This window comes from Staphylococcus debuckii, assembly GCF_003718735.1.
Classification (GTDB): domain Bacteria; phylum Bacillota; class Bacilli; order Staphylococcales; family Staphylococcaceae; genus Staphylococcus; species Staphylococcus debuckii.
Genome location: NZ_CP033460.1, coordinates 1,260,899 through 1,284,573, shown reverse-complemented (window position 1 = coordinate 1,284,573; position 23,675 = coordinate 1,260,899). Strand labels below are relative to the sequence as shown.

Genomic DNA, 23,675 nt, shown 5'->3' with positions numbered 1-23,675 from the left:
CTCTCACCTATTTAATATCCGACATCTTTATCGGCTACGATTTTATCATCCACACGCACTGTATAACCCGCAGTTTTGCCTTTTTCTATTTTTAAAGGAATCGAAACTGAACGGCTGCTTGTAATATTATAAGTTTGTGAAGATGAAGTACCTGGATGTTCTTTATCACGTACAAAGACTTCTACTTTCTGACTATCGCCGTCTTTTCCAGAATAAGGCACCTTAACCGTTTCGGTCACTTGTTTAACGTCATCAGAACTTGCTGATTTACCTTCATCTTTTTCACTGTCTGAACTGTCTTCTTTACCTGACGATACCACAAAGGTCACGGTTGAATCTTCATCTACAGACTTACTTGTAGGTGATTGAGATATAATTTTGCCTTTTTCAATTTTATCGCTTTTTTCTTCTTTCTCTTTTACAGGCTTCAAGCCTTTTTGCATAAGTTCTTTAGAAGCTTTGTCATAGGACTCGCCTGTATAGTCTTTTACATAAACTTGTTTAATCCCTAGAGATTCGGTCAATACGATATTTGTATCTTTGATTGGCACATAAGCATCAGCTGAGATATTTTGATTTTCAATCAAGCCGCGCTCAAGTTTAGTTTTAGAGTATTCTTGATTAATTGAGATATTTTTAAATCCGAGTTTCTTCAAGGCGTCCAAAGCGTCTGCCTTTGTCATACCATATAAGTTAGGCATATGCGCTTTTTGAGGCCCTTTTGAAAGTACGATATTGACTGTTCCATGCTCTGCAACACGTTTGCCAGGCGCAGGATCAGTAGTGACGATTTGATTTTCCTGATATTTATCGCTGTACGCTCTAGTTGTTTTCCCAACTTTGATATGATGTTCTTTTAATATCTGCTGCGCTTGGGCTTCAGATTTCCCTCTTAAATCAGGCGTCTCAATGTATTTATCTCCAAACATACCGAACGCTAAGAATGTAATCAGACCAGCAAGTAAAAAGAAGAAGATGAGTGCGAAGAAAAACTTTTTCTTCTTCGAGCGTTTTTTCTTCGGCATTTCATAAATCGGACCTTCTCCTCCTTGGAATTTCTGTTGTTCCACAATAGGAATCTGCATCGTTTCATTCAACGGTTCTGCTTCTTGTTTCGATGCATTGCGTTGTGCTTCGGGTCCAGGACTCGCTTGCTTAGCAATCGCATCCTTATCAATTTCAATCGTCTTTGCAGCGGCTTCCTCAGACACGTACTTTGATTCGTTCGCTCTTGAATTTTTAAGTACACTGCTTAAATCTCTTTTCATACTCTCTGTATCTTGATAGCGGTCATTTCTATTCTTTTCCGTAGCCTTTAAAATGACGTTACTAAGCGCCTGTGGTATTTCTGGACGTTGATCTGTCGCATTAGGCATGGCGTCTTGAATATGTTTAATCGCTATACTTACCGCAGTTTCACCTGTAAACGGCGGTTCTCCTACTAACATTTCATAGAGTACGATACCGATTGAATAGATATCGGTAGTCATATCTGTAGATTCGCCTCTCGCTTGTTCTGGGGATAGATATTGTACTGTGCCCAGAACATGACTCGTTTGCGTCATAGCCGTTTCGCTTAAAGCTTTTGCAATACCGAAATCTAGTATTCTCAAGGTTTTATGACGATCGACTAAAATATTTTGCGGCTTTATATCTCTATGTACAATTCCCGCTTCATGGGCATGCTGAATCCCGTCCAGAATTTGTTCTGCAAAGTTAATTGCAGTCTCAATACTGAGCGGCCCATGCGTCTTAATATATTCAGATAAGGTAGGTCCTTCGATATATTCCATTACCAAATAAAAATATTCATTGTTTTCTCCAACATCAATCACATTGACGATATTTTCATGTGATAACTGAGAGGTATTATGTACTTCTCGTTCAAAGCGGCGAATCATTTCCTCTTTTTCATGTGGTGCAATGTGAATCATTTTTACAGCAACTTTGCGATTGAGAATTGAATCTTCAGCGAGGTAGACATTGCTCATGCCGCCTCCGCCAAGAAACTCAACAATTTTATATCGCTCATTGATTATTGAACCGATCATCATACCTTGTCACCTTCTATTTCAGCTAATACGAAGCTGACATTATCCGTAGAGTGATACTCTTGCGCTAGATTCAAGAGTGTCTCTCCTTGTTCTTCTAGAGGAAGCGGTTCTGATAACTGCGTTTGTATGGTATTTGGACGTACGAAATCTGTTAAACCGTCAGAGTTCAATAAAAGGTAATCATAAAAATTAATACGCTTAATATAAACATCTGGAATCACCATTTTATCCGTCCCCATCACTTTCGTAATAATATTACGTTGAGGATGTGTAAATGCTTCTTCTTCAGTAATTTGGCCTGTCATCACTAAGTGGTTAACAAAAGAATGATCGCTCGTAATTTGTTCAATACTGCGACTGTTCACTAAATAAGCACGTGAATCGCCAATATTGGCGATCACCACGCGATTATCAAAGACAAGCGCTGCTACAGCTGTTGTGCCCATGCCGCGATATGCTTCATTTGTAGAAGCATAGTGGTATAATTCTCTATTAATTTTCTGCAGTGTTGCGCGCAGCCAATCTTCTGCTTGGTCTTCTTCAACAAGATTTTCTTCTTCGAATAATTCTTGAATTCTATTGACCACAAATTGACTCGCAACCTCGCCGGCTTTATGCCCGCCCATTCCATCACATAAAATGAGCAATTGCTGTTCGGTTTGGTTGTAAAATACGCCGCCTGCATCTTCATTCTTTTCCCTATGATGTCCTGTGTCTGTAAAAAATTGTGCGTTTAGCATAGGATTCTACCTCGTTTCTACTTGACGTTCCTTCGCTCTCAATTGTCCACAAGCTGCATCAATGTCTGAGCCTTGCTCACGTCTGATTGTTGCATTAATACCAAGTCGTTTGAGTTCTTTTTCAAATTTGAAAATATCTTCTTTCGGTGTTTTCACATAATTACGTTCTGCAACATGGTTTACTGGGATTAAGTTGACATGACAATTCAAATTTTGAATTAAATGTGCAAGTTCACGTGCATGCGTTAATTGATCGTTTACACCGCCGAACAAACCATATTCAAAGGTAATACGGCGATTCGTTTTTTCTTGATAATATTGAATCGCTTCCATCAATTTCTCAATAGAATAAGCACGGTTGATCGGCATTAATTTAGAACGGATTTCATCGTTAGCCGCATGCAGACTCACTGCGAAATTAATTTGGATATCTTCATCCGCAAAGTCATAAATACGCGGAATAATGCCAGAAGTTGAGACTGTTATATGGCGTGCACCGATATTCAAGCCGTTATCATGATTAACGATTTTCAAGAAGTCCATCATTTCATCATAGTTTTCGAAAGGTTCCCCAATTCCCATAATTACGATTTGAGAGACACGTTCGTCTGTCTCATCAAGGGCTTTTTGTACTGTTAAGACTTGAGAAACAATTTCGCCTGCTTCTAAATTACGTTTCAAGCCGCCAAGTGTAGACGCACAGAAGGTACAACCGATACGGCAACCTACTTGTGTGGTCACACATACTGAATTTCCATACTCATGACGCATCAATACTGTTTCAATCGTATAGCCATCTTGTAATTCAAATAAGAATTTAATGGTACCGTCTCTACTTTCTTGTTTTACAACGGTCTCCAAAGTGGTCATTGTAAAGTTATCTTTTAATACCTCGCGCAAGTCTTTAGATAAGTTGGTCATTTCATCAATACTGTAGACACGTTTTTCATAAAGCCATTGGAATATTTGCTTTGCTCTGAATTTCTGTTGGCCGTGTTCTACTAACCAATCTTGCATTTCTTCGTAACGCAATGAATAGATTGATTGTTTATCAAAATCTGGAAGAAAACGATTCTTTTTCTTCTTTTGAGTAGTTATCATTACTTATTTTCCTTTCTTCTAATCTTTGTAATAAAGAAACCATCTGAGTTAAAGTCTTGCGGCAAGATTTGTAAAGTTTTTACTTCCTCTCCTGTTCTTGGATGTGAGAATGGTTCAAATTCAAAGTCTTTGTTTTGTTTTAAAAATGTATAAATCACATTTTCGTTCTCCATCTGTTCTATTGTACATGTTGAGTAGACGATAGTGCCACCCGGCTTTACAAAATCTTTAACATTATTCATGATTTCTAATTGTAAAGTGACTAAATCATCTACAGTGTTAGGTGTTTGTGCGTATTTGATTTCTGGTTTATGGCGTAACACACCTAAACCGCTGCACGGTGCATCCACTAAAATTTTATCATATACTTTTTGATAAGGTTTTGTAGCATCGTGTTGGAAGGCTGTTATATTTTTCAAGCGTAATTTACGAATGTTATGGTCAATCAAGTCTATCTTGTGTTCGTGAATGTCTGTAGCATCTACATGTCCGCTTCCATCCAGCAATTCCGCTGTTTGACAAGCTTTACCGCCCGGAGCACTACAAGCATCTAAGATACTTTCACCCTCAGCCGGTGCTAAGATTTGCGCCACAAACATTGAACTTTTATCTTGAATCGATACAATACCATCTTTAAACGCACGGCTTTCGACTACAGGTCGCCCTGAAATATGCAGACAGTAATCAATATCTGCATCTTGAGCGACCGTATAACCCTCGTCTTCTAATTGTTGTGTCGCTTGTGCTACTGATTTACGTGTAAGATTAACGCGCACTGTTTGTCCAGGACGTTCAAGCATTGCAGCCGCAATACGCTCGGTTGTTTCTAAACCATGATGCGTCATCCATTGCTTCACAATCCATTTCGGCACACTATACATAATAGAAAGACGTTGTTTGTCATCTTTGATATCAGCAGGATTAGGCAATTCAGAACGCATCATATTGCGCAAGATACCATTGACTACTTTACTGTTATGCAAACCGCCACGTGTCTTAGCAATCTCAACGGCTTCATTAATAATGGCGTGATCCGGAACTTTGTCCAAATATTGATATTGATAAATGCTCATCCACAGTAAATAACGCATCCATCCTTTAATTCTCGTTTGTACAAAGGGTTTCAAATAATATTCAAGCGTTAATTTTCTCTTGATTGTTCCATACACTAACTCTGTAAGCAAATTCTTATCCGCTCTGCTTAAATCATTCGCTTTCAATACTTCATTCAACTTTAAGTTGCTATAAGCTTTATCTTGAAAAATTGCTTCTAAGGTTTCAAACGCTAAGGTTCTCACATTCTGCATTATTTTAATTCCTTCCCGACTAAGTCCTCTTGATAGCCGCTCAAGAAATTAGCAGTCGGCATACGTTTCTTACCTGAAAGCTGAATTTCAGTCAAAGCAATCGCATCCTCAGAACCTGTACCGACAATCATAGCTTTTTTAGTCGTTTCTAGAATTTCGCCAGGATTGCCATTTTTACCTTCTTCAATACGCGCTGCAAAAAGTTTCATATTCTTATCTTCTAGTTTCGTATAAGCTACCGGCCACGGAGACAAACCGCGGATATGATTATAAATTTGCTCTGCTGATTGCGTCCAATCAATACGTTCATCTTCACGGCTAATATTAGAAGCAAATGTCGCTTTAGCGTCATCTTGATCGATACGCTCATTCGTTCCATTGATGATTTCAGGCAATGTTTTTTTCAATAAGTCTGCACCTAAGAAACTTAATTTATCATGCATGGATTCCACATTATCAGAAGACTCAATCGCAATAGCTTGTTGTGAAATAATATCACCTGCATCTAATTTAGGCGCCATATACATGATGGTAACGCCTGTTTCCTTTTCTCCATCGATAATAGCTTGATGAATCGGTGCACCGCCACGATATTTCGGCAGTAAAGAAGCATGCACATTAATCGCGCCTAATTTCGGTGCATCTAATAATGACTCTGGTAAAATTTGGCCGAACGCAGCAGTTACAATTAAATCTGGTTTCATATCAATTAACGTTTGAAGGTCGTCTGATTGAGCAATTTTCTCTGGTTGATACACTTCAATACCGTTTTCTAATGCGACCTTTTTCACCGGTGGAGGTGTCATCACATGTTTACGTCCAACTGGGCGATCAGGCTGTGTCACCACTGCAATCACGTCTTCTTCAGCTATCAACATCTCTAATACTTTAGTTGAGAAATCAGGTGTTCCCATAAATATTACTCTACTCATCTTCTAAATACGCCTCCAATTCTTCTTCAGTTAATTGCTTTTCTATTTTTTCCGTAAAAGGAATGCCGTTCAATTGATCAACAATATGCAGAAGCATACGTGCAACATCATCGTATGCAGTTAATTCTACCTTATTTCCGTGTAAATCGTAACTTTGAACAACTATCATCTGATTGCGTTCTACCGTCCCGAACACATCCGGAAATGAAACACTGCCCTCTAAGTCTGTCACTGTTTCATCAGATTGTCGCACAATCGTCGGATTAATCAACTGCAACAAGCCTTCCGCTTCCATATCAATGATAGCGACTTGCAGTGAAACACCGATTTGCGGGGCACTTAATGCAGAAGCTTCAGTTTCGTACAAAGTATCCTCTATATCTAATAATAACTGTTTTAAATTATTATCAAACTTTTTTACTTCATCTGCACGTTCGCGCAACTTCGAACTATTTGCCGGTACTAATTGTTTCACTGCCATTTTATCGTCTCCTTAAAAAATTCATCCTTATATTATAGCGTAAATAAGAGAGAAAAGCGATAGCCCTTAGTAAATCTACAATTCTTACAAGCTTGTGACAGTGGTTCAAAATTGCTTAAAACGGGTATAACATAGATATTGTATAAAGTTTCAATTTATACGGGTATAGATTTAAGGTGGTGAAGATTCTTGGATGATATCAATAGAGACCAGGCATTTGTGGTTGCAGTTTTATATAAATATTATACTGAAAAGATTAACCACGGCTCGACGCCTGAAGAAGCAAATGACTTTAAAGATCAATACTCACTCCAAGAAGATTATTTCTGTGATAAGGATTTAGATGAATTCTTGGAAAACAGTAAAGTTTTGTGGGAAAAAGGTTATATTGAAGGCAATTGGGATGGCGAAAAAGTAACCAACATTCGAATTTCTGACAAAGGATTCGACGCCGTTAATACTAATTTATTGAGTAAATAAAAAGAATAATTAAACGCAAGAAACGCACTTGTTTGAGACAACTTGATAGTTGTTCAGCAAGTGCGTTTTAAAATTGAATGTAAATTCAGATCATCTACATGAATTATCTTAAAACAATATATGCTACGATAATTAAAATATTAATTACGAATCTGACACTTTGTTCTAAATAGTAAATTTTATGTCTGAATAATTTTTGATAAAGAATTATACCAATTTGAATGGCAGCCAAGCCAAGCACTAATAATGTAACAGCAGCTGTAAATGGATAAATAATAGCGCCGATATCTAATAAGATACTTCCGATAATTAATAAAACTAATGTACTCTTCGGCATCATCACATTTTTTGTTAATAATAATATGGCTTGTAAAAAATTAAAGACTGAAAACAAAATAATCAGCGTTTTAAGAACGATCATTCTTATCACCTCTTAATTAAACATTATACATGAGAAAGGTACCAGAGGTTAGTAAAATCTTAATTTAAAAATACTGCATATTATCTATCTTTTTATTACCTTCCCATACTTTTTCAGTATTGGTTTTGATATAATTTTGAAACGCTTCATCGTTAATTCTCTCATAACATTGATCTATGCAGAATACACGGTTATTGCAATTATGTGCATCACTGCCGATTAGATGAAATTTCTTATTTTCAATCATATATTGTGCGGTCTTTTCGATTAATGGTCCATAATCTCCAAGCACAGACGCAGCATTCATTTGCAATAAGCAACCTTTTTTCACTAACTTATCTAACATTTCAGGATGACTTCTTATATAATCATTACGTTCAGGATGCGCAATTACTGGTTGCAGGCCTTCTTGAATAAAGCCATCTATAGTGGTTTCAATAAAATTTGGGAACCCTTTGAACGGCGGCTCGATTAGAAAGTAATACTGACTGTCCGCTAAAGAAAGCAGCTGACCTTTTTCTAAATAATCAAGTGTATAGGGTTCAATATGAATTTCTTGGCCACCTTTCACTTCAACATTTATATTTAAGTTCTGCAATCGCTGATTTAATGTTTCAATTTTATGTATGATTTCATCTTTATCTGACATAAATGAATTTGTTTTATAATGTGGGGTAGCTATGATTTTATCAACACCTGTTGCTTGTGCTGCTTTAGCCATTTCAATCGATTCCTCTATATCCTTTGCACCGTCGTCAATGTTATAAATAATGTGGTTGTGCAAATCAATCATACTATCCTTCCTCTCCTCACACTTCATCATTTCATTATTATTTACCCAATTATTAATGGGTAAAAAAATGAACAAGCAACTATCTGAAGAGCTTGTATCACTTTCTAAATAGTCACTTATCCATTTAAAAATAATTTTATTTTGCCCCCAAATTGCCCCCAAACCGAAAATCAGAAGGCTTGAGATCCTAAAAAAACTGATATTACAGTGTTTCTGTGTCGTTATTACATCATCATATAGGGATTAATATCTATCTTCAACGACAGTTTATCTTTAAGATATTTCTCATGATAATAATCATCTAAATACTGTAATGCTTTATGCAATTCGGGTTCACTTTTATATTTTACTAATACTTGGAAGCGGTACTCTCGATTAATCCGTGCTAAAGCAGCTGGTGATGGACCTAGCACTAAAGCACGATCTGTTAAATGCTGTAATAAGATTTGATGCACATGGTTGGCCGCTTGCATGACTTCTTTCATGTTCACATGAGAAATCGTGAAGTTGATCAAGAAATAATAAGGTGGATATTTGCCGATTTGACGATATTTCATTTCTTTGTGATAGAAAGATAAATAATCATTCAGCTGAACATCTTGAATCGCATAGTGATCCGGATTATACGTTTGTATGATTACTTCACCTTCTTTTTCATGACGTCCAGCACGGCCTGAAACTTGTGTCAGCAATTGGAACGTGCGCTCACTCGCTCTGAAGTCAGGCAAGTTCAACATAGTATCGGCATTTAATACGCCGACTAAGGTGATATTTGGGAAATCCAGACCTTTTGCTATCATCTGTGTTCCTAATAAAATGTCACCTTTTCCTTCGCCAAAGTCATTTAAAAACTTCTCATGCGCACCTTTTCGTGATGTCGTATCCGCATCCATCCGAATGATTTTGGCATCTTCGAATTCCCGATTCAACAATTCTTCTACTTTTTGCGTGCCGGTACCCATTTGGCGGATGTGTTCACTCTCACAATTAGGACACTTATTCGGCGGTGTTTCTTGATAACCGCAATAGTGACATTTTAATTGGTCGCTCGATTTGTGGTAAGTCAATGAAATATCGCAGTTCGGACATTGCGGAACATGGCCGCAATCACGACAGAGCACAAAGGATGAATAGCCACGCTGATTCAAGAACAAGACAATTTGTTCATTGCGTGCGAGTCGTTCTTCAATCGCTGCACGTAGAGAAGTTGAGAACATCGAGCGATTCCCTTCCGCCAATTCCTCACGCATGTCTACAATATTGATTACGGGAAGCGGTTGATTGTTCACACGCTCTGGTAAACTCAATAAACGATACACCCCTTTTTCAGCACGGGCATAAGTTTCTAAACTTGGCGTTGCACTGCCTAATATCAAAGGACACTGATGATATTCAGAACGCCAGAGCGCAATATCTTTCGCGTGATAGCGGGGATAGTCCTCTTGTTTATAAGTCGCCTCATGTTCTTCGTCAATAATAATCATGCCTAAATTGGTAAAAGGCGCAAAGACACTTGAACGAGCGCCGACACTGACACGTGCACGGCCGTCACGAATTTTTTGCCATTCATCATAACGTTCACCCTTAGATAAAGCAGAGTGCAAGACAGCCACTTCATCACCGAAGCGTTTTTTAAAGCGTAAGACCATTTGCGGTGTCAAAGCAATCTCAGGTACTAACATCATGGCTTGCTTATCTTGTTGCAACACCGCTTCAATCGTCTGCAAATAAACTTCGGTCTTACCTGAACCGGTTACACCATGCAATAAGAAAGTTTCTTGTTTTTCTTCATCAATCACTTTTTTAATCGCATCATAAGCTTCTTGCTGACCAGGCGTCAATTGGCGTTTTTCTTCTTGTTCAAAGACACGAGATGCATAAGGATCACGTTCTACAATCGCATCGTATTTTTCTACAAAGCCATTTTTCTCTAGAGTTTTTACACTAGACTGCGACAAGCCGGCTTCTTCGATTTCCTTTAAAGGTACATCTCGATTTTGTTCATCTAGTAAATAGACATACACATCATATTGTTTAGGATGTTTTTCTAACATCGCTAATACATCATCAGGATTGTGTTCAGGTGAAATTCGAATCGCACGCTGGGTTTTCTTCTTAGTATTTTGCGACAGCAGCGTAACCTCTCGAACTGCGTCTTCCTCCATTAATGGCACTAAGCGATCTAAATCGCCATTTTGTTGTGCTGCTTTATACGCATAATGGCCTTCACGGTCAAATTTTTTCAGCAAATCTTCAGGAATCAATTCGTCTTCTACCATCTCAAATACTTTCGTATATTTAGCTTTAATAGCACTCGGCAACATAGCTTCTAAGATAGAAATTCGTTTCGTCACATGATACTTGCCGTACCATTCGCTTAAATCTACCAATTCCGGTGTTAATTCTGGTTTAATATCTTGAATCTCTTTAATTTCTTTTAATTTTGCTAAATCTAACTCTGGATCTGCTTCCTCAGCAATTTCCATGACATACCCTTGAATCGTTCTGGGTCCAAAGGGAACAATGACCCGCACGCCAACTTGAATAATGGGTGCGAGCCGTTCTGGTATTAAATAATCAAAGGAAAAGTCTACATTCTTTGCTGGGACATCAACGATAACCTTTGCTATCATATTATTTCCACCTACGTTCTAATTCATCTAAAATTCGTTCAGCAAGTTGCTGTTTCTTCCCTTTCTCAATACTGACAGCTTCATCTTCTTTGAAAAAGAGTGTCACTTCATTATCATCAGAATTGAATCCGATTGAAGTATCTCCGACATTATTTGCAATAATTACATCGGCATTTTTACGTTCTAATTTATCTTTCGCATATTTTTCCACATCTTGGGTTTCAGCTGCAAAACCAATGAGTTTCTGATGTGCTTTATGATCTCCTAAATATTTCAAAATATCTTGTGTTCGAGTAAATGTAATCGATAAATCGCCGTCTTGTTTTTTCATTTTATGTTCTAATTGGTCGGCTGGCTTATAATCAGAAACGGCTGCTGATTTAAACACCATATCTTGTGCATCATATCGTGTTTTGACCGCTTCAAACATATCTTCAGCACTTGTTACAGGGACGAATTCCACATTCTCTGGTGGTGTCAGATACGTTGGTCCGCTGACCAATGCGACATGAGCACCTCTTTTTTGTAAGGCATCGGCAATCGCATATCCCATTTTTCCAGAAGCGCGATTAGAAACGTAACGGACTGGGTCAATGACTTCTACAGTCGGTCCAGCAGTGACGAGTACATTCTTGTCACTATACCAAGAAACGTCCTGTCCCTGTTTAGGCGCCTTATTCAAAACATTCATCTCTTGTTCCACAAATGCCATAATATCTAAAGGCTCCATCATACGGCCTTTCGCGACATAACCACAAGCTAAGAATCCTTCACCAGGTTCTGCGAAACGATAACCGTCTTGCGCTAATACTTTCATATTGTGCTGCACACGTGGATTTTCATACATATGCACATTCATTGCAGGTGCAGCAAATTTAGGTGCTATTGTAGCTAATAAGGTAGAAGTTACCATATCGTCTGCAATGCCGTTCGCTAATTTACCGAGCACATTCGCAGTGGCGGGCGCAATAATTACTGCATCTGCCCAATCTCCTAATGCAATATGTTGGATTTCTGCTGGGTTTTCTTCCACAAAGGTACTTGTGTACACCGGATTACGACTGATGGCTTGAAAAGCAAGCGGTGTGACAAACTCCTGTGCATGATTTGTCAACATGACACGCACTTCATATCCGCTTTGTGTTAATTTACTTGTTAAATCGATGGCTTTATAGGCTGCAATGCCTCCTGAGACTGCCAATAGAATATTTTTCATAGACTTTTGCCTCCATGAGTCCTTTATATGTATACGTACTTTACAAGAAAAAATGAGCGCATGGATATGACATCGCACGTCTCATTTTTAAGTTCACACATTATTTTAACACTGTCTGAAAAAAAAGTCCTTTGCTTTGCAAATCAAATTGATTGTAAATTGAGTCTGGATTCAGTAATCTATCTTCAGATTAAAAAGAAAGGACTGCTCAAGTTGAAAACACTCACGACCTATGAATCCTTGCAAACAGAAATCAATACTAATGAGAAATTACTGTTATTTGTAATGTCTGACGGCTGTACCGTTTGTCATGCAGATCAACCCAGAGTCCAAGCATTAGTCGAAGAGATAAATTTACCAGCTGTACAAATTACAGTGAATCAAATGCCTGAAGCAGCCGGACAACTTTCCCTCTTCACCTCACCTGTCGTGATTCTATTTAAAAATGGCAAAGAGTTCCATCGTCAAGCTCGTATTATCGATTTTGAAAAACTGAAACGTTCTATGGAACAGCTGAAAATGATATAAAAATACCGTAAAAGTCAAATGCCAACTTTTACGGTATTTTTAAAGCTATCAGTCTTTAGTTTCAAATTCGCCTTCATTCAATTCTGGTTCAATTGGAGTGATTTTGCCATCAGCAATTTCTTCTAAAGCTTTACCTACAGTTTTCACTGAATGGTACTTTTCTAAAAGTGCTGTGTCTGGTTTGTCGTATAATTCACGTGCGCGTTTGGCTGCCACTGTAGCGATTAAATATTTTGAACTTACTTTTGAAGTCAGTTGGTTAAGCGGTGGGTATAACATTATTTTTTGGCCTCCAATATCATTTTTCTATACTTTGCTTCGATACGTTCTCGTTTTAAATGTTCGGCAGCAACAATGGATTGTACCCGCTCTTTAGCGAGTTCCACTTCATCATTTACCACCACATAGTCGTAAAGGTTCATCATTTCGACTTCTTTACGGGCTTCTTTGACACGGCTTTGAATCTTTTCATCTGATTCAGTACCGCGTCCGATTAAACGTTCTCTTAGGTGGTCTAAACTTGGCGGTGCGAGGAAGATAAAGAGTGCATCAGGAAATTTCTTGCGTACTTGTTTTGCACCTTCTACTTCAATTTCCAGGAAGACATCATGTCCTTGATCCATCGTGTCCTTCACATATTGAACAGGTGTGCCATAATAGTTTCCTACATATTCCGCATACTCTATGAATTGATCTTGAGCAATGAGTTGTTCAAATTCTCGTTTTGTCTTGAAAAAATAATCAACGCCATCTTGTTCGCCTTCGCGCATGTCACGTGTTGTCATTGAAATAGAATACTTGTATGATGTTGCAGGATCATCAAATATTTCTTTACGGACCGTGCCTTTGCCGACTCCAGATGGACCTGATAAGACAATCAGTAAACCTTTTTCATTATCCATGCCTTACGACCTCTCTAAGCTATTGTTGTATTATATAATGATACCATATCTATTATAAAGTTGTATAGATGCCACATGCAAAATTCTGTACAAGCCCTGTACGTGTCAACTCTTACTTCGCATGATACAATAATAAGAACGTATTAAGTACAACGAAACTATTAAAGGTGGCTGATGACAATGGCTTATGATGGCCTTTTTACTAGAAAGATGGTTGAAGAACTTCAGTTCCTAAAAGGTGGACGCATTCATAAAATCAATCAGCCTGATAATGATACCATTATTATGGTTGTACGTCAGAACCGAAAGAACCATCAATTATTACTTTCCATCCATTCCAATTTTTCACGTATGCACATTACTCATAAGAAATATAATAATCCCTTTGAACCGCCGATGTTTACGCGCGTCTTCCGCAAACATTTAGATGGAGGGATTATTCAAGACGTCCGCCAAATCGGCAATGACAGACATATTGAAATTGATATTCAAAGTACGGATGAACTCGGCGATAAAATTTATCGTACTGTTATCTTAGAAATCATGGGTAAACATAGTAATTTAATCTTAGTTGATAATGAACGCAAGATTATAGAAGGATTCAAGCATCTGACTCCGAATACGAATCAGTATCGTACGGTGATGCCTGGTTTCAAATACGAGGCGCCGCCTACTCAAAATAAAATGAATCCTTATGAAGTCACAGGGCAAGAAGTGCTCAAATACATTGATTTCAACCAAGGAAATGTGGCGCGGCAATTATTACAAAACTTTGAAGGGTTCAGCCCACTGATTACTAAAGAGATTACCGAGCGCCGTCAGTTTATGACTTCTGAAACCTTGCCGGCTGCTTACGACGAAGTCATGGCAGAAACCAAATTAGAGCCTGTACCGATTTTTCATAAAAATCACGAAACCGGAAAAGAAGACTTCTATTTCATGCGCTTAAAACAATTTGACGATGACAGTGTTGTGTACGACTCCCTAGATGAGCTGCTAGATCGTTTCTATGATGCTCGTGGCGAACGCGAACGTGTGAAACAGCGTGCGAATGATTTAGTTAAATTTGTGCAGCAACAATTACAGAAAAGCCGTAATAAGCTGACGAAATTGCATGCTGAATATGAAGGTACGCAATCTAAAGAAACAGAACAATTGTACGGCGAGCTCATTACAGCGAATATTTACCGTATTCAACAAGGTGACGAGTCACTGACTACGCAAAATTATTATACAGGCGAAGAAGTGACGATTCCTTTAGATCCAACGAAATCTCCTTCTGTAAATGCGCAGTACTATTACAAACAGTATAATCGTTTAAAAACGCGCGAACATGAATTGGAACGACAAATTCAATTGACTGAAGAAAATATTGACTATTTTGAGTCTATCGAACAGCAGTTGACGCATATCACTGTTGAAGATATTGACGAAATCCGCGAAGAGTTGGCCGAACAAGGGTTCATGAAACAACGTCAGAACCGCAAGAAAAAGAAACAGCCGCAAATTCAATTGCAGACCTATTTATCTTCAGATGGCGATTTAATTTATGTTGGTAAGAATAATAAACAGAATGATTATCTGACGAATAAGAAAGCGCGAAAGGGTTATTTGTGGTTCCATACAAAAGACATTCCGGGTTCACATGTGGTGATTTTTGCAGATGAACCGAGTGAAACGACAGTGGAAGAAGCGGCTATGTTATCCGCCTACTTCTCGAAAGCAGGTAATTCTGCACAAGTTCCGGTAGATTATACTGAAATCCGTAATGTGCATAAACCTTCAGGTGCAAAACCTGGTTTTGTAACTTATGATAATCAAAAAACATTGTACGCAACACCGGATTACGATAAAATTCAAGAGATGAAAAATAATGCTCAGAAAGCATAACAACGGGATTGGAACATGTTTGTTCCAACCCCGTTTTTCTATTGCAAATCTTCTATTAATCTACGTACAAAATCTGCTTTAGTGAAATGTTTCAAATAATAGTCGACTCCATTATCTGCCATTCTGTCTTTATCCGCTTGACTGATTTCTATAAATTTTCTCATATTTTCCGCTAATAATTCCGCGTTTTCTGCCGGACTAACCAAACCACATTCAGCTGTTCTGATGATATCTGCAGCTTCACCATTTATAGATGCTATAATTGGTTTTTTACTTGCCATATAAGTTTGAACTTTACCCGGCAATGTATAAGAAATTACTTCATCATTTATCAATGACACAGCCAGTGCATCTGCTTGTTGATAATATATCGGCATTTCACTTTTCGGTTTTCTTCCATGTAAGATTACTTTATCATTTAAATGATATTTTTGTACTTTTTCTTTAATCGCTTCAAAATGAGAGCCGTCGCCTACCACATCAAGAATTAAGTTAGAATCTTTTAGTAATGCGACCGCTTCTATCCACGTTTCTAGTGACTGCAAATGTCCGATATTTCCAGCAAACAAAATATGAGTATGCGTTTTATCTTCCTCTACCTTTTCATCTGGCAAAGATTGCAGGAAATAATCGTCCGCAAATTGCGGTTGATATCTCAGTACTTTCACCTTTTTAATTTCTTTCTTAAAATATTTTTCGAAAGACTTACTGCTGATTTGAACGATATCTGCCCTTCTATAAATATAACGGCTAATACCTAAGAAACAATTATAGACAAAAGAACCCGGCTTGATTCCTCCTGAAATTAAGCTTTGCGGCCATAAATCCAAACAATACAACACTAATTTCTTTTTATGTATTGATTTATAAATAATTCCTGGAATAGCGAGTAATATTGGAGACAATTGATATACATATACTACATCAAATTCATTGCCAAAAGTTAAAACTTTTCTAGAAGCTTGGAAAGCGTAGGATAAGTAGTTCAAGAATAAATTAACTTTACCTTGCTTTCTTGGTCTGATTTTCAATCTGATAAGTTGTATTCCCTGTTCGGAAAAATGGCCTGCATGATACCCTGGATAAACTTTGCCTTCTGGATAATTCGGTAATCCTGTTAGAACTGTTACATTGTTGCCTTGAGCCACCAAACTTTCTGCTACTTCAGAAATGATAAATGGTTCTGGCTCATAGTATTGCGTAATAAATAAAATATTTTGTTTTGTCATAAGCTAAACTCCGTTGTTAATCTATAAGATGATTTTCTCTAAGTACTTTCAGTAGTGACGTTGGTTCTATATCATGCCCTTTACTAGGCGTTGTTAAACCTTTATAAAATACTTGCATGCTATTTTCTATATCTTCAGATTGAAACAATACTTTGTACGGGTAATCACCTAATACTTCTCTAGTTACAGGGATATCATAAGCCAAAATCTTACATCCAAAATGCATCGCTTCGATTAAAGGTAATCCTAAGCTTTCAATTTCAGAAGTGAATAACAAATTATGTGTTTTATATAATTCTTTTAATTGCTTCTGATCTTGATAACCAATAAACTCAATTGGTAATTTTTCTGCACTAGTCTTTTGTTTTAAGCGCACTAAATTTTTATTCTCATTGCCTTCTAAAGTTAATAAAATGCGCATTTTCAGTTGCTTCTTTTTAATCATTTCTGCAATTTGTTCAACTAAGTCAAATCGTTTATAATTCTGAGCGCTTGTTGGGTAAATAAAATCATTCGCTTTATGAGTAGTATCGCTATGATGATTAAATAACTTCGGCATAACTTGCACTACATTTTTATTATATTTTTTCACTTGATCAAGCATAAATTGTGTTTGCACAAGTATTAAATCAGTAGTTTTTACATCTTTTTTAATTAATCGGCTTAATAGTTTTATTTTTAACTTTGCAATTCCATTAAACTTGCTCTTTAATGGATAATTGACGAAAGGCAGTGACTGATGCAAATAAACAACTTGCGAACCTTTAAATGCCTTTGTTTTTAAATTTTGCAACGAAAAAACTACATCCGGCCCGAAGTTTTTAATTATTTGAGGTAGAATAACTTTTTCAAACCATAAACGACTCAACAAACTCTTTTTAATCCAAGGCACACTGATATTCTTTACTCTGCTATTTTCAATCGGCTGAAAAACACTAGTAATGAGCAACCAATGATTTTTAGTATCGTTAAGCATTTCATCATTTATATATTTAGAAATTCTATTAGCGCCGCCTTTATCACTGGCATAATCTAATACTAAAATTTTTATAATAATCACTGTCCTTTCATTTTATGCAGAAATCTATAATAAACCACAGGCAGCATAACGCTTGAAAAGAGCATACCTATAATTAAAGACCATAAAAATGCTTCGAGATTCCCATCATGATCAATTAAGAATATTTTCATGCAACTTAGAGTTATGATTAATGACAATCCATAAAATACAACTTGAATATAAATCTTACTTATAGCATTCAATAAAGTTTTATATGTATGCGCAATAATGGATAGTATTACTATAAATGCAATAAGTAAAATAGTTGTGATCTTAATATGATAATTATGTCCAATCCATAAGTAAATTCCTTCATTAATAAATAAAGTAGAAATTAAGATTATAATAATTAACCCACATAAATACACAGCAATCTTTTTATTGATACTCTGAATAGATTTCAAATCATTAGCTACGTAGTAATTAATCACGAGTGTCCATAAAGGTGACAAGAAAATAGTTGAAACTGTTAGGAATATACTCAACAGCTTATAAGGTAACTGAAACACTACCGAATATTCTGGATTAAAAAAGTAACTGATCAGTATAGGTCCTGAATTCAATAGAAACAAACTAGCAATGTCTAATAAAAAGAACGCAATTCCCATTGAAAGCAAATCTTTAATCAATGATTTATCGAAATATTTTATAGAAACTATATTAAAATGAGACTTCCGAATAAAATCCCAAGTAAATATCAGATAAACCAAAATATTAATCGCAAAATAAGCAAGCGCCATAATAATTAAATTTCCTTCAAAAGAAGGTGCTAAAAAGAATATGACGACACTGCTGATAAATAAATTAAAGAATTGAATCGCATTTACTATATAAGATTTAAAGAACGCATGATAAATATAAGTAATCGTATTCAGATAGAAAATTATAGGAAATAGGACAAAAGCAATTTTCACCATTACATTAATTTCAAATTGGTGATGTGTTGCATTCAATAACTCTGCCCAATTAACAAAATAATTGACACATAGCCCTACTCCGATTAAAACTACAGTCGGTATCAGCATTATCAAATAACTTGTTGCGATTAAGCGTTGTTGCAGAGGGCGATCATTTAATTTAATCGCTTCTGTCAATTTATTTCTCAATGAATTAGAAATACCGAAATCTAAGATATAAAACCAAGAAATAATAGATAAAATAACCAGCCAAACGCCATATAATTGTTCATTTTTCAAAAAGTAATGAGATGAACGATACAATAAAAAATTAGCAATTAATGCTGCAATTGTAAAAACTGCAGATAATATTACATTCAAACGATATTTATTGTTCATATTGAGTCATCCCTTCTTTTAAGAAAATCCCCCAAAAGATATAGCACATAATACCTAAGCTATTAGGACTAAACATAATCATTTCACCAATATTTACAAAAAGTGTGGCTACAAAAAGTGTAAAAGCGATGCCTGATTTTTTAAAAGATAATGTACCTACATATATTAAATAAAATAAGTATATTAACGTTCCGATAATTCCAGTGTAAATAATTAATCCAAATAAGAGATTCCCTGCTTCAAAGGTTGTAGATGCCAAAGCTAAACTACTGTTATTTAAAGGCACACCAAAACCAGAACCGAAAAATGGTGCATGTTCCAATCCCCATTTCACATAATCAATTTGAATATATCTAGAATATAATACTTGGCTGCTCGATTGCCCTTTCTGAATAAACCCTAATACATACTCATTTATGTTTGGTACTACTAAAATAATAAAACTTCCCAGTAAAGCTATTGTGAATAACAATAATTTCTTGCCTAGACTGATACGGGAAATAATGAACATTACACCTAAAGATAACAGTAATGCCAATACTGCAGTTCTGGAATTTGATAAGAATAATTCCGTAATTCCAATTATCAATATAAAGATATAAAATAGTTTATATTGCTTGAATTTAAATAAGTTGACGACTATTAAAGTTAAAGCGAGCGTCATAAATACTCCGAATAAATTAGGATGATTTAATATTCCTTGAAAAGAAAAACCATTTAGTAAATAACCTATAGGGTGACGTATATAAATTAAAGAACCTAAAATTACGAAACTTAAAATAAACGAAAACCAAATCATAAAGCGTTTTATTTCGTTTGTTATACCTAGCACTGCCACAATAATAATAAGTGTATAAAAATAGGCGAAACTCTTACCTAAAATTAAAATTATTGAGTTCAAATGAGAAACACCGAAAATAATATACAAGACCCAAACCGTCATCGTTACAAAAATAAAATTCGTCAATATTTTATTCTGTAATATTTTTTTACGAAAATATATCACAATCAAACTTCCAAAGATAAAGAGCACTCCGAATTTATAACCCACCATCACAGTTGGCAATGTGCTATGATCAAGCGCAGGTGATATCAGATAACGAATAGTAATGAGGGTGGTTAGTTTTAGGAAACCTATTCTACCTTTGAAAATATAAAATGTTCCTAAAAGCAAACTAAAGATAAGTAAATAATTATTGATTAGACTCAAAATAAAAATCGCTACAATTAATGAATATTCTAGAATTGATGTTAATAGCCTAACTTTTATCTTCATAAGCAGCTTACTTTCTCCATGTATTTCTATTAATAATATCTGTATAGCTTTGAATGATTTTAACGACTTTTTGTGCTACATTTGTATCTTTATAATCAAGCGCACCTACATAAGGTTCGTTATTATCTTGCATGTGACGGGCAAGTTCCACCGATTGTGTAATGGTTTCAAAGGTAATACCTCCGACCACCACTGTTCCTTTATCTAAGACTTCCGGGCGTTCTGTTGAAGTTCTAATTAACACACCAGGAAATTTTAAAATAGAAGATTCTTCAGATAATGTACCGCTATCAGAAAGCACCACAAATGCATTCTTCTGCAAATAGTTATAATCGAAGAATCCAAATGGTTTAAGTTGTTTCACTAGCGGATGGAATTTAAATTGACGTTCTTCGATTTTCTTCCAGCTACGCGGATGTGTCGAATAAATTACCGGTAATTGGTACCGCTCTGCGATGTTGTTTATTGCTTGCATTAGAGAATTAAAATTCTTTTCATTATCAATATTTTCCTCACGATGTGCAGAAACTAAAATATAACGTTGAGGTTCTAATTCCAATTCAGATAATATTTTGCTGTGATTAATTTTTTCTTGATATTCTTCTAGAACTTGACGCATCGGTGAACCTGTTACGAAAATATTTTCTTTTTTAAACCCTTCATCTAGTAAATATCTGCGACTGTGTTCGGTATAAGGCAAATTCACATCGCTGACATGATCCACGATTTTACGATTGATTTCTTCAGGTACATTCTGATCAAAGCAGCGATTTCCCGCTTCCATATGAAACACGGGAATCTTTAAACGTTTGGCCGCTACTGCAGATAAACAGCTGTTTGTATCACCAAGAATCAATAATGCGTCTGGTCTCTCTTTAGCTAATACTTCATAAGATTTAGAAATAATATTACCCATTGTCTCACCTAAATCTTTGCCGACCGCTTCTAAAAAGTAGTCTGGCTCACGCAGCTCTAGCTCTTCGAAAAAAACTTCGTTTAACGTGTAATCATAGTTTTGTCCGGTATGCACTAAGACTTGATTGAAATATTGGTCACAGGCTTTAATCGTTGCAGACAAACGGATAATTTCTGGTCTTGTTCCAACAATAGTCATTAATTTTAATTTGCTCATAATTAGACCTCTAAAGCGTAAGTGTCAGGATTGGCAGGATTAAATGGTTCGTTAGCCCACATTACTGTAATCAAATCACTGTCACCTAAGTTTTCAATATTATGTGTGTAACCTACTGGTACGTCTACAACTTCTAATTGTGTGCCCGTTACAAAGTATTCGATAATCTCATTACTTCTGATGTTTCTGAAGCGGATTACTCCTTTTCCTGATACGACTAAGAATTTTTCAACCTTAGTGTGATGCCAATGGTTGCCTTTAGTAACGCCTGGTTTAGAAACGTTAATAGAGACCTGGCCGTGGTCAACTGTCTTAATAAATTCTGTAAAGCTGCCTCTATCATCTGTGTGCATCGGAAGCATATAGCTGAAGTCATCTTCAGGTAAATAACTTAAATACGTACTGTATAAAGCTTTTTCAAGTGGATCAGCGAGATGCGGCACAGTTAGATTTTCTCGAGATTGTTTAAATGCTTTAATTTTCTTCACTAGATTTCCGACAGTGATTCGTAAAACGTTCGGAACAGTCGGCTTGTTATCTAATAAAGTAGGATTTCCTTTAATCGCACGTTCAATCTCAGCTACGACATCATCAATATAATTCAGTGTTAATTGGACATTTGAATCGTGAACACTTACTTCAGCATTTCTGGAAATATGATAACAAAATGTTGCTACTACTGAGTTATAGTCCGGATTACACCATTTACCAAATAAATTAGGGAAACGGTAAATCAAGATTTCATTCTCATTATCCTCAGCAAATTTTTCCAACACTTCTTCAGCTTCTAATTTACTTCTGCCATAAGGTGTATCATTTGCAGCATGAATTGAAGATGAAAGAAGAATAGTCGGATGCTTAGGATTTTCTTGAATCACTCCTAATAACTCTTGTAAAAGATACACATTGCCTTGAGTATACTCAGTGTCATCTTCAGTACGATTGACGCCCGCAAGATGCACAATAAAATCAGCTTGTTTTAAATATTGGTCACGTTCTTGCAAAGGCGTTGCTTTCGTAATCGGCAACACTTTATAATCATCATTTAAATTTAAATCTGCTACTAAATTTTTACCTACAAAACCATTTGCACCTGTTACAGCAATTGCTTTCATTTTCTTCACCTATCTTGATGTATTATTTATTTCTGCTAATTCTCTGCGTACATAATCTAAGGTTAATAATTTCTCTTTAATCTCTTCGACATTCAATATTCGTGTATTGTCAGAGTTATATTCGTAGGCTTCCGTTATTTTCGGACTGCCTTCTTCTACATAATTACTATAATTCAAATCTCTAGAATCAGCTGGTACACGATAATAATTACCTAAATCATCAGCGTGCGCATATTCTTCTCTAGTTAATAGTGTTTCTGCTCTTTTTTCTCCATGACGTGTTCCAATGATTTTTATTTTATTATCCGCTTCAAATAATTCCAGCAAGGCTTGCGCTAAGTCACCTACCGTAGAAGCGGGTGATTTTTGAACCATAATATCGCCATTTTCTGCATTTTTAAATGCATGTATGACTAATTCTACTGCTTCTTCCAAACTCATTAAAAATCTAGTCATGGAAGGGTCTGTTACTGTTAAAGGTTCTTTATTTTTAATTTTTTCTATAAATAATGGAATAACTGAACCACGAGAAGCCATCACATTCCCGTAACGTGTTCCGCAGATGACTGTATCTGTATCTTCAATATTTCTAGATTTCGCCACAAACACCTTTTCCATCATGGCTTTAGAAATTCCCATGGCGTTGATGGGATATGCTGCTTTATCAGTCGATAAACAAATTACCTTTTTCACACCTGCATGGATGGCAGACTCTAACACATTATTAGTACCAAGCACATTAGTTTTAACTGCTTCTATTGGGAAAAATTCACACGACGGAACTTGTTTCAACGCCGCTGCATGGAAGACATAATCTACTCCGCGCATTGCATTATCTACACTTTCTCTTTCGCGAACATCACCAATATAAAATTTCAGTTTAGAATTATGATATCTTTTTCTGATATCATCTTGTTTCTTTTCATCTCTAGAGAAAATTCGTATTTCTTTAATCTCGCTATCAAGAAATCGTTTCATGACAGCATTACCAAAAGAACCCGTTCCTCCTGTGATGAGTAATATTTTATTTTCAAACATAAAATCACCTTGTTGTTGTAGTTTCTTTGTTGCATTCTCGATTATTTGCAAT

General features: G+C 36.2%; 22 protein-coding genes. 3 read left to right on the top strand and 19 right to left on the bottom strand.

Going from position 1 to position 23,675, the window contains the following annotated elements; translation table 11 throughout:
• Positions 1-11: 11 nt before the first annotated feature.
• Genes pknB through CNQ82_RS06040 form a run of 6 tightly spaced genes read right to left on the bottom strand, consistent with a single transcriptional unit; the run spans position 12 to position 6,615 of the window.
• Positions 12-2,051 (bottom strand): Stk1 family PASTA domain-containing Ser/Thr kinase, encoded by a 2,040-nt coding sequence (gene pknB / locus CNQ82_RS06065; RefSeq protein ID WP_123145651.1) that lies wholly within the window; start codon positions 2,049-2,051, stop codon positions 12-14.
• Complete coding sequence (locus CNQ82_RS06060) at positions 2,051-2,794, bottom strand: Stp1/IreP family PP2C-type Ser/Thr phosphatase (RefSeq protein ID WP_123144523.1); 744 nt, start codon at positions 2,792-2,794, stop codon at positions 2,051-2,053. The genes pknB and CNQ82_RS06060 overlap by 1 nt, the downstream gene beginning before the upstream one ends.
• A gap of 6 nt (positions 2,795-2,800) precedes the next feature.
• Positions 2,801-3,895 (bottom strand): dual-specificity RNA methyltransferase RlmN, encoded by a 1,095-nt coding sequence (gene rlmN, locus CNQ82_RS06055; RefSeq protein WP_123144522.1) that lies wholly within the window; start codon positions 3,893-3,895, stop codon positions 2,801-2,803.
• The gene (rsmB, locus tag CNQ82_RS06050) at positions 3,895-5,205 is read right to left on the bottom strand and encodes a 16S rRNA (cytosine(967)-C(5))-methyltransferase RsmB (RefSeq protein ID WP_123144521.1); all 1,311 of its coding nucleotides are present in this window, start codon (positions 5,203-5,205) and stop codon (positions 3,895-3,897) included. Before rsmB ends, rlmN begins: the two co-directional genes overlap by 1 nt.
• Entirely contained in the window at positions 5,202-6,134 is a 933-nt protein-coding gene (fmt, locus tag CNQ82_RS06045) for a methionyl-tRNA formyltransferase (RefSeq protein ID WP_123144520.1), read from the bottom strand. The genes rsmB and fmt overlap by 4 nt, the downstream gene beginning before the upstream one ends.
• On the bottom strand, positions 6,127-6,615 hold the full coding sequence (locus CNQ82_RS06040) for a peptide deformylase (protein WP_123144519.1): 489 nt from the start codon (positions 6,613-6,615) through the stop codon (positions 6,127-6,129). Before CNQ82_RS06040 ends, fmt begins: the two co-directional genes overlap by 8 nt.
• Before the next feature lie 189 nt (positions 6,616-6,804).
• Here CNQ82_RS06040 and CNQ82_RS06035 point away from each other — a divergent pair, with 189 nt between their 5' ends.
• Complete coding sequence (locus tag CNQ82_RS06035) at positions 6,805-7,095, top strand: hypothetical protein (RefSeq protein ID WP_123144518.1); 291 nt, start codon at positions 6,805-6,807, stop codon at positions 7,093-7,095.
• A 103-nt stretch (positions 7,096-7,198) separates the two neighbouring features.
• Here the strand turns inward: CNQ82_RS06035 and CNQ82_RS06030 are convergent, their stop codons facing one another.
• The 4 genes from CNQ82_RS06030 to coaBC form a co-directional block, all read right to left on the bottom strand.
• Positions 7,199-7,516, bottom strand: a complete 318-nt coding sequence (locus CNQ82_RS06030; protein WP_123144517.1) for a hypothetical protein — start codon at positions 7,514-7,516, stop codon at positions 7,199-7,201.
• 64 nt (positions 7,517-7,580) lie between these two features.
• Complete coding sequence (locus CNQ82_RS06025; protein WP_123144516.1) at positions 7,581-8,309, bottom strand: tyrosine-protein phosphatase; 729 nt, start codon at positions 8,307-8,309, stop codon at positions 7,581-7,583.
• A gap of 224 nt (positions 8,310-8,533) precedes the next feature.
• Positions 8,534-10,942 carry a primosomal protein N' gene (priA, locus tag CNQ82_RS06020; protein ID WP_123144515.1) on the bottom strand — a complete coding sequence of 803 codons (2,409 nt, stop codon included), beginning with the start codon at positions 10,940-10,942 and terminating at the stop codon, positions 8,534-8,536.
• A 1-nt stretch (position 10,943) separates the two neighbouring features.
• On the bottom strand, positions 10,944-12,158 hold the full coding sequence (gene coaBC, locus CNQ82_RS06015; RefSeq protein WP_123144514.1) for a bifunctional phosphopantothenoylcysteine decarboxylase/phosphopantothenate--cysteine ligase CoaBC: 1,215 nt from the start codon (positions 12,156-12,158) through the stop codon (positions 10,944-10,946).
• A gap of 213 nt (positions 12,159-12,371) precedes the next feature.
• On the opposite strand from coaBC, the gene CNQ82_RS06010 reads away from it, so the two are divergent.
• A complete protein-coding gene (locus CNQ82_RS06010) occupies positions 12,372-12,686 on the top strand; it encodes a thioredoxin family protein (protein ID WP_123145650.1) in 315 nt (104 codons plus the stop codon).
• A 48-nt stretch (positions 12,687-12,734) separates the two neighbouring features.
• Here CNQ82_RS06010 and rpoZ read toward each other — a convergent pair whose 3' ends face one another.
• Positions 12,735-12,965, bottom strand: coding sequence for a DNA-directed RNA polymerase subunit omega (gene rpoZ / locus CNQ82_RS06005; RefSeq protein ID WP_123144513.1), 231 nt, complete (start codon positions 12,963-12,965; stop codon positions 12,735-12,737).
• Positions 12,965-13,588, bottom strand: a complete 624-nt coding sequence (gmk, locus tag CNQ82_RS06000; protein WP_095105766.1) for a guanylate kinase — start codon at positions 13,586-13,588, stop codon at positions 12,965-12,967. The genes rpoZ and gmk overlap by 1 nt, the downstream gene beginning before the upstream one ends.
• A 180-nt stretch (positions 13,589-13,768) precedes the next feature.
• Here gmk and CNQ82_RS05995 point away from each other — a divergent pair, with 180 nt between their 5' ends.
• Positions 13,769-15,478: an Rqc2 family fibronectin-binding protein gene (locus CNQ82_RS05995; protein ID WP_123144512.1), complete on the top strand. Its 1,710-nt coding sequence runs from the start codon at positions 13,769-13,771 to the stop codon at positions 15,476-15,478.
• A 38-nt stretch (positions 15,479-15,516) separates the two neighbouring features.
• On the opposite strand, the gene CNQ82_RS05990 is transcribed toward CNQ82_RS05995, so the two are convergent.
• The 7 genes from CNQ82_RS05990 to CNQ82_RS05960 form a co-directional block, all read right to left on the bottom strand.
• Positions 15,517-16,707 carry a glycosyltransferase family 4 protein gene (locus CNQ82_RS05990; RefSeq protein ID WP_123144511.1) on the bottom strand — a complete coding sequence of 397 codons (1,191 nt, stop codon included), beginning with the start codon at positions 16,705-16,707 and terminating at the stop codon, positions 15,517-15,519.
• A gap of 16 nt (positions 16,708-16,723) precedes the next feature.
• Positions 16,724-17,767, bottom strand: coding sequence for a glycosyltransferase (locus CNQ82_RS05985; protein ID WP_123144510.1), 1,044 nt, complete (start codon positions 17,765-17,767; stop codon positions 16,724-16,726).
• On the bottom strand, positions 17,764-19,062 hold the full coding sequence (locus CNQ82_RS05980; protein ID WP_123144509.1) for a lipopolysaccharide biosynthesis protein: 1,299 nt from the start codon (positions 19,060-19,062) through the stop codon (positions 17,764-17,766). The genes CNQ82_RS05985 and CNQ82_RS05980 overlap by 4 nt, the downstream gene beginning before the upstream one ends.
• A complete protein-coding gene (locus tag CNQ82_RS05975; RefSeq protein WP_164711948.1) occupies positions 19,052-20,272 on the bottom strand; it encodes an O-antigen ligase family protein in 1,221 nt (406 codons plus the stop codon). Before CNQ82_RS05975 ends, CNQ82_RS05980 begins: the two co-directional genes overlap by 11 nt.
• 73 nt (positions 20,273-20,345) lie before the next feature.
• Positions 20,346-21,470: a non-hydrolyzing UDP-N-acetylglucosamine 2-epimerase gene (gene wecB / locus CNQ82_RS05970; RefSeq protein WP_123144507.1), complete on the bottom strand. Its 1,125-nt coding sequence runs from the start codon at positions 21,468-21,470 to the stop codon at positions 20,346-20,348.
• 2 nt (positions 21,471-21,472) lie between these two features.
• Positions 21,473-22,585 (bottom strand): polysaccharide biosynthesis C-terminal domain-containing protein, encoded by a 1,113-nt coding sequence (locus CNQ82_RS05965; protein ID WP_123144506.1) that lies wholly within the window; start codon positions 22,583-22,585, stop codon positions 21,473-21,475.
• A gap of 9 nt (positions 22,586-22,594) precedes the next feature.
• Positions 22,595-23,623 (bottom strand): nucleoside-diphosphate sugar epimerase/dehydratase, encoded by a 1,029-nt coding sequence (locus CNQ82_RS05960; protein ID WP_123144505.1) that lies wholly within the window; start codon positions 23,621-23,623, stop codon positions 22,595-22,597.
• Positions 23,624-23,675 lie beyond the last annotated feature (52 nt).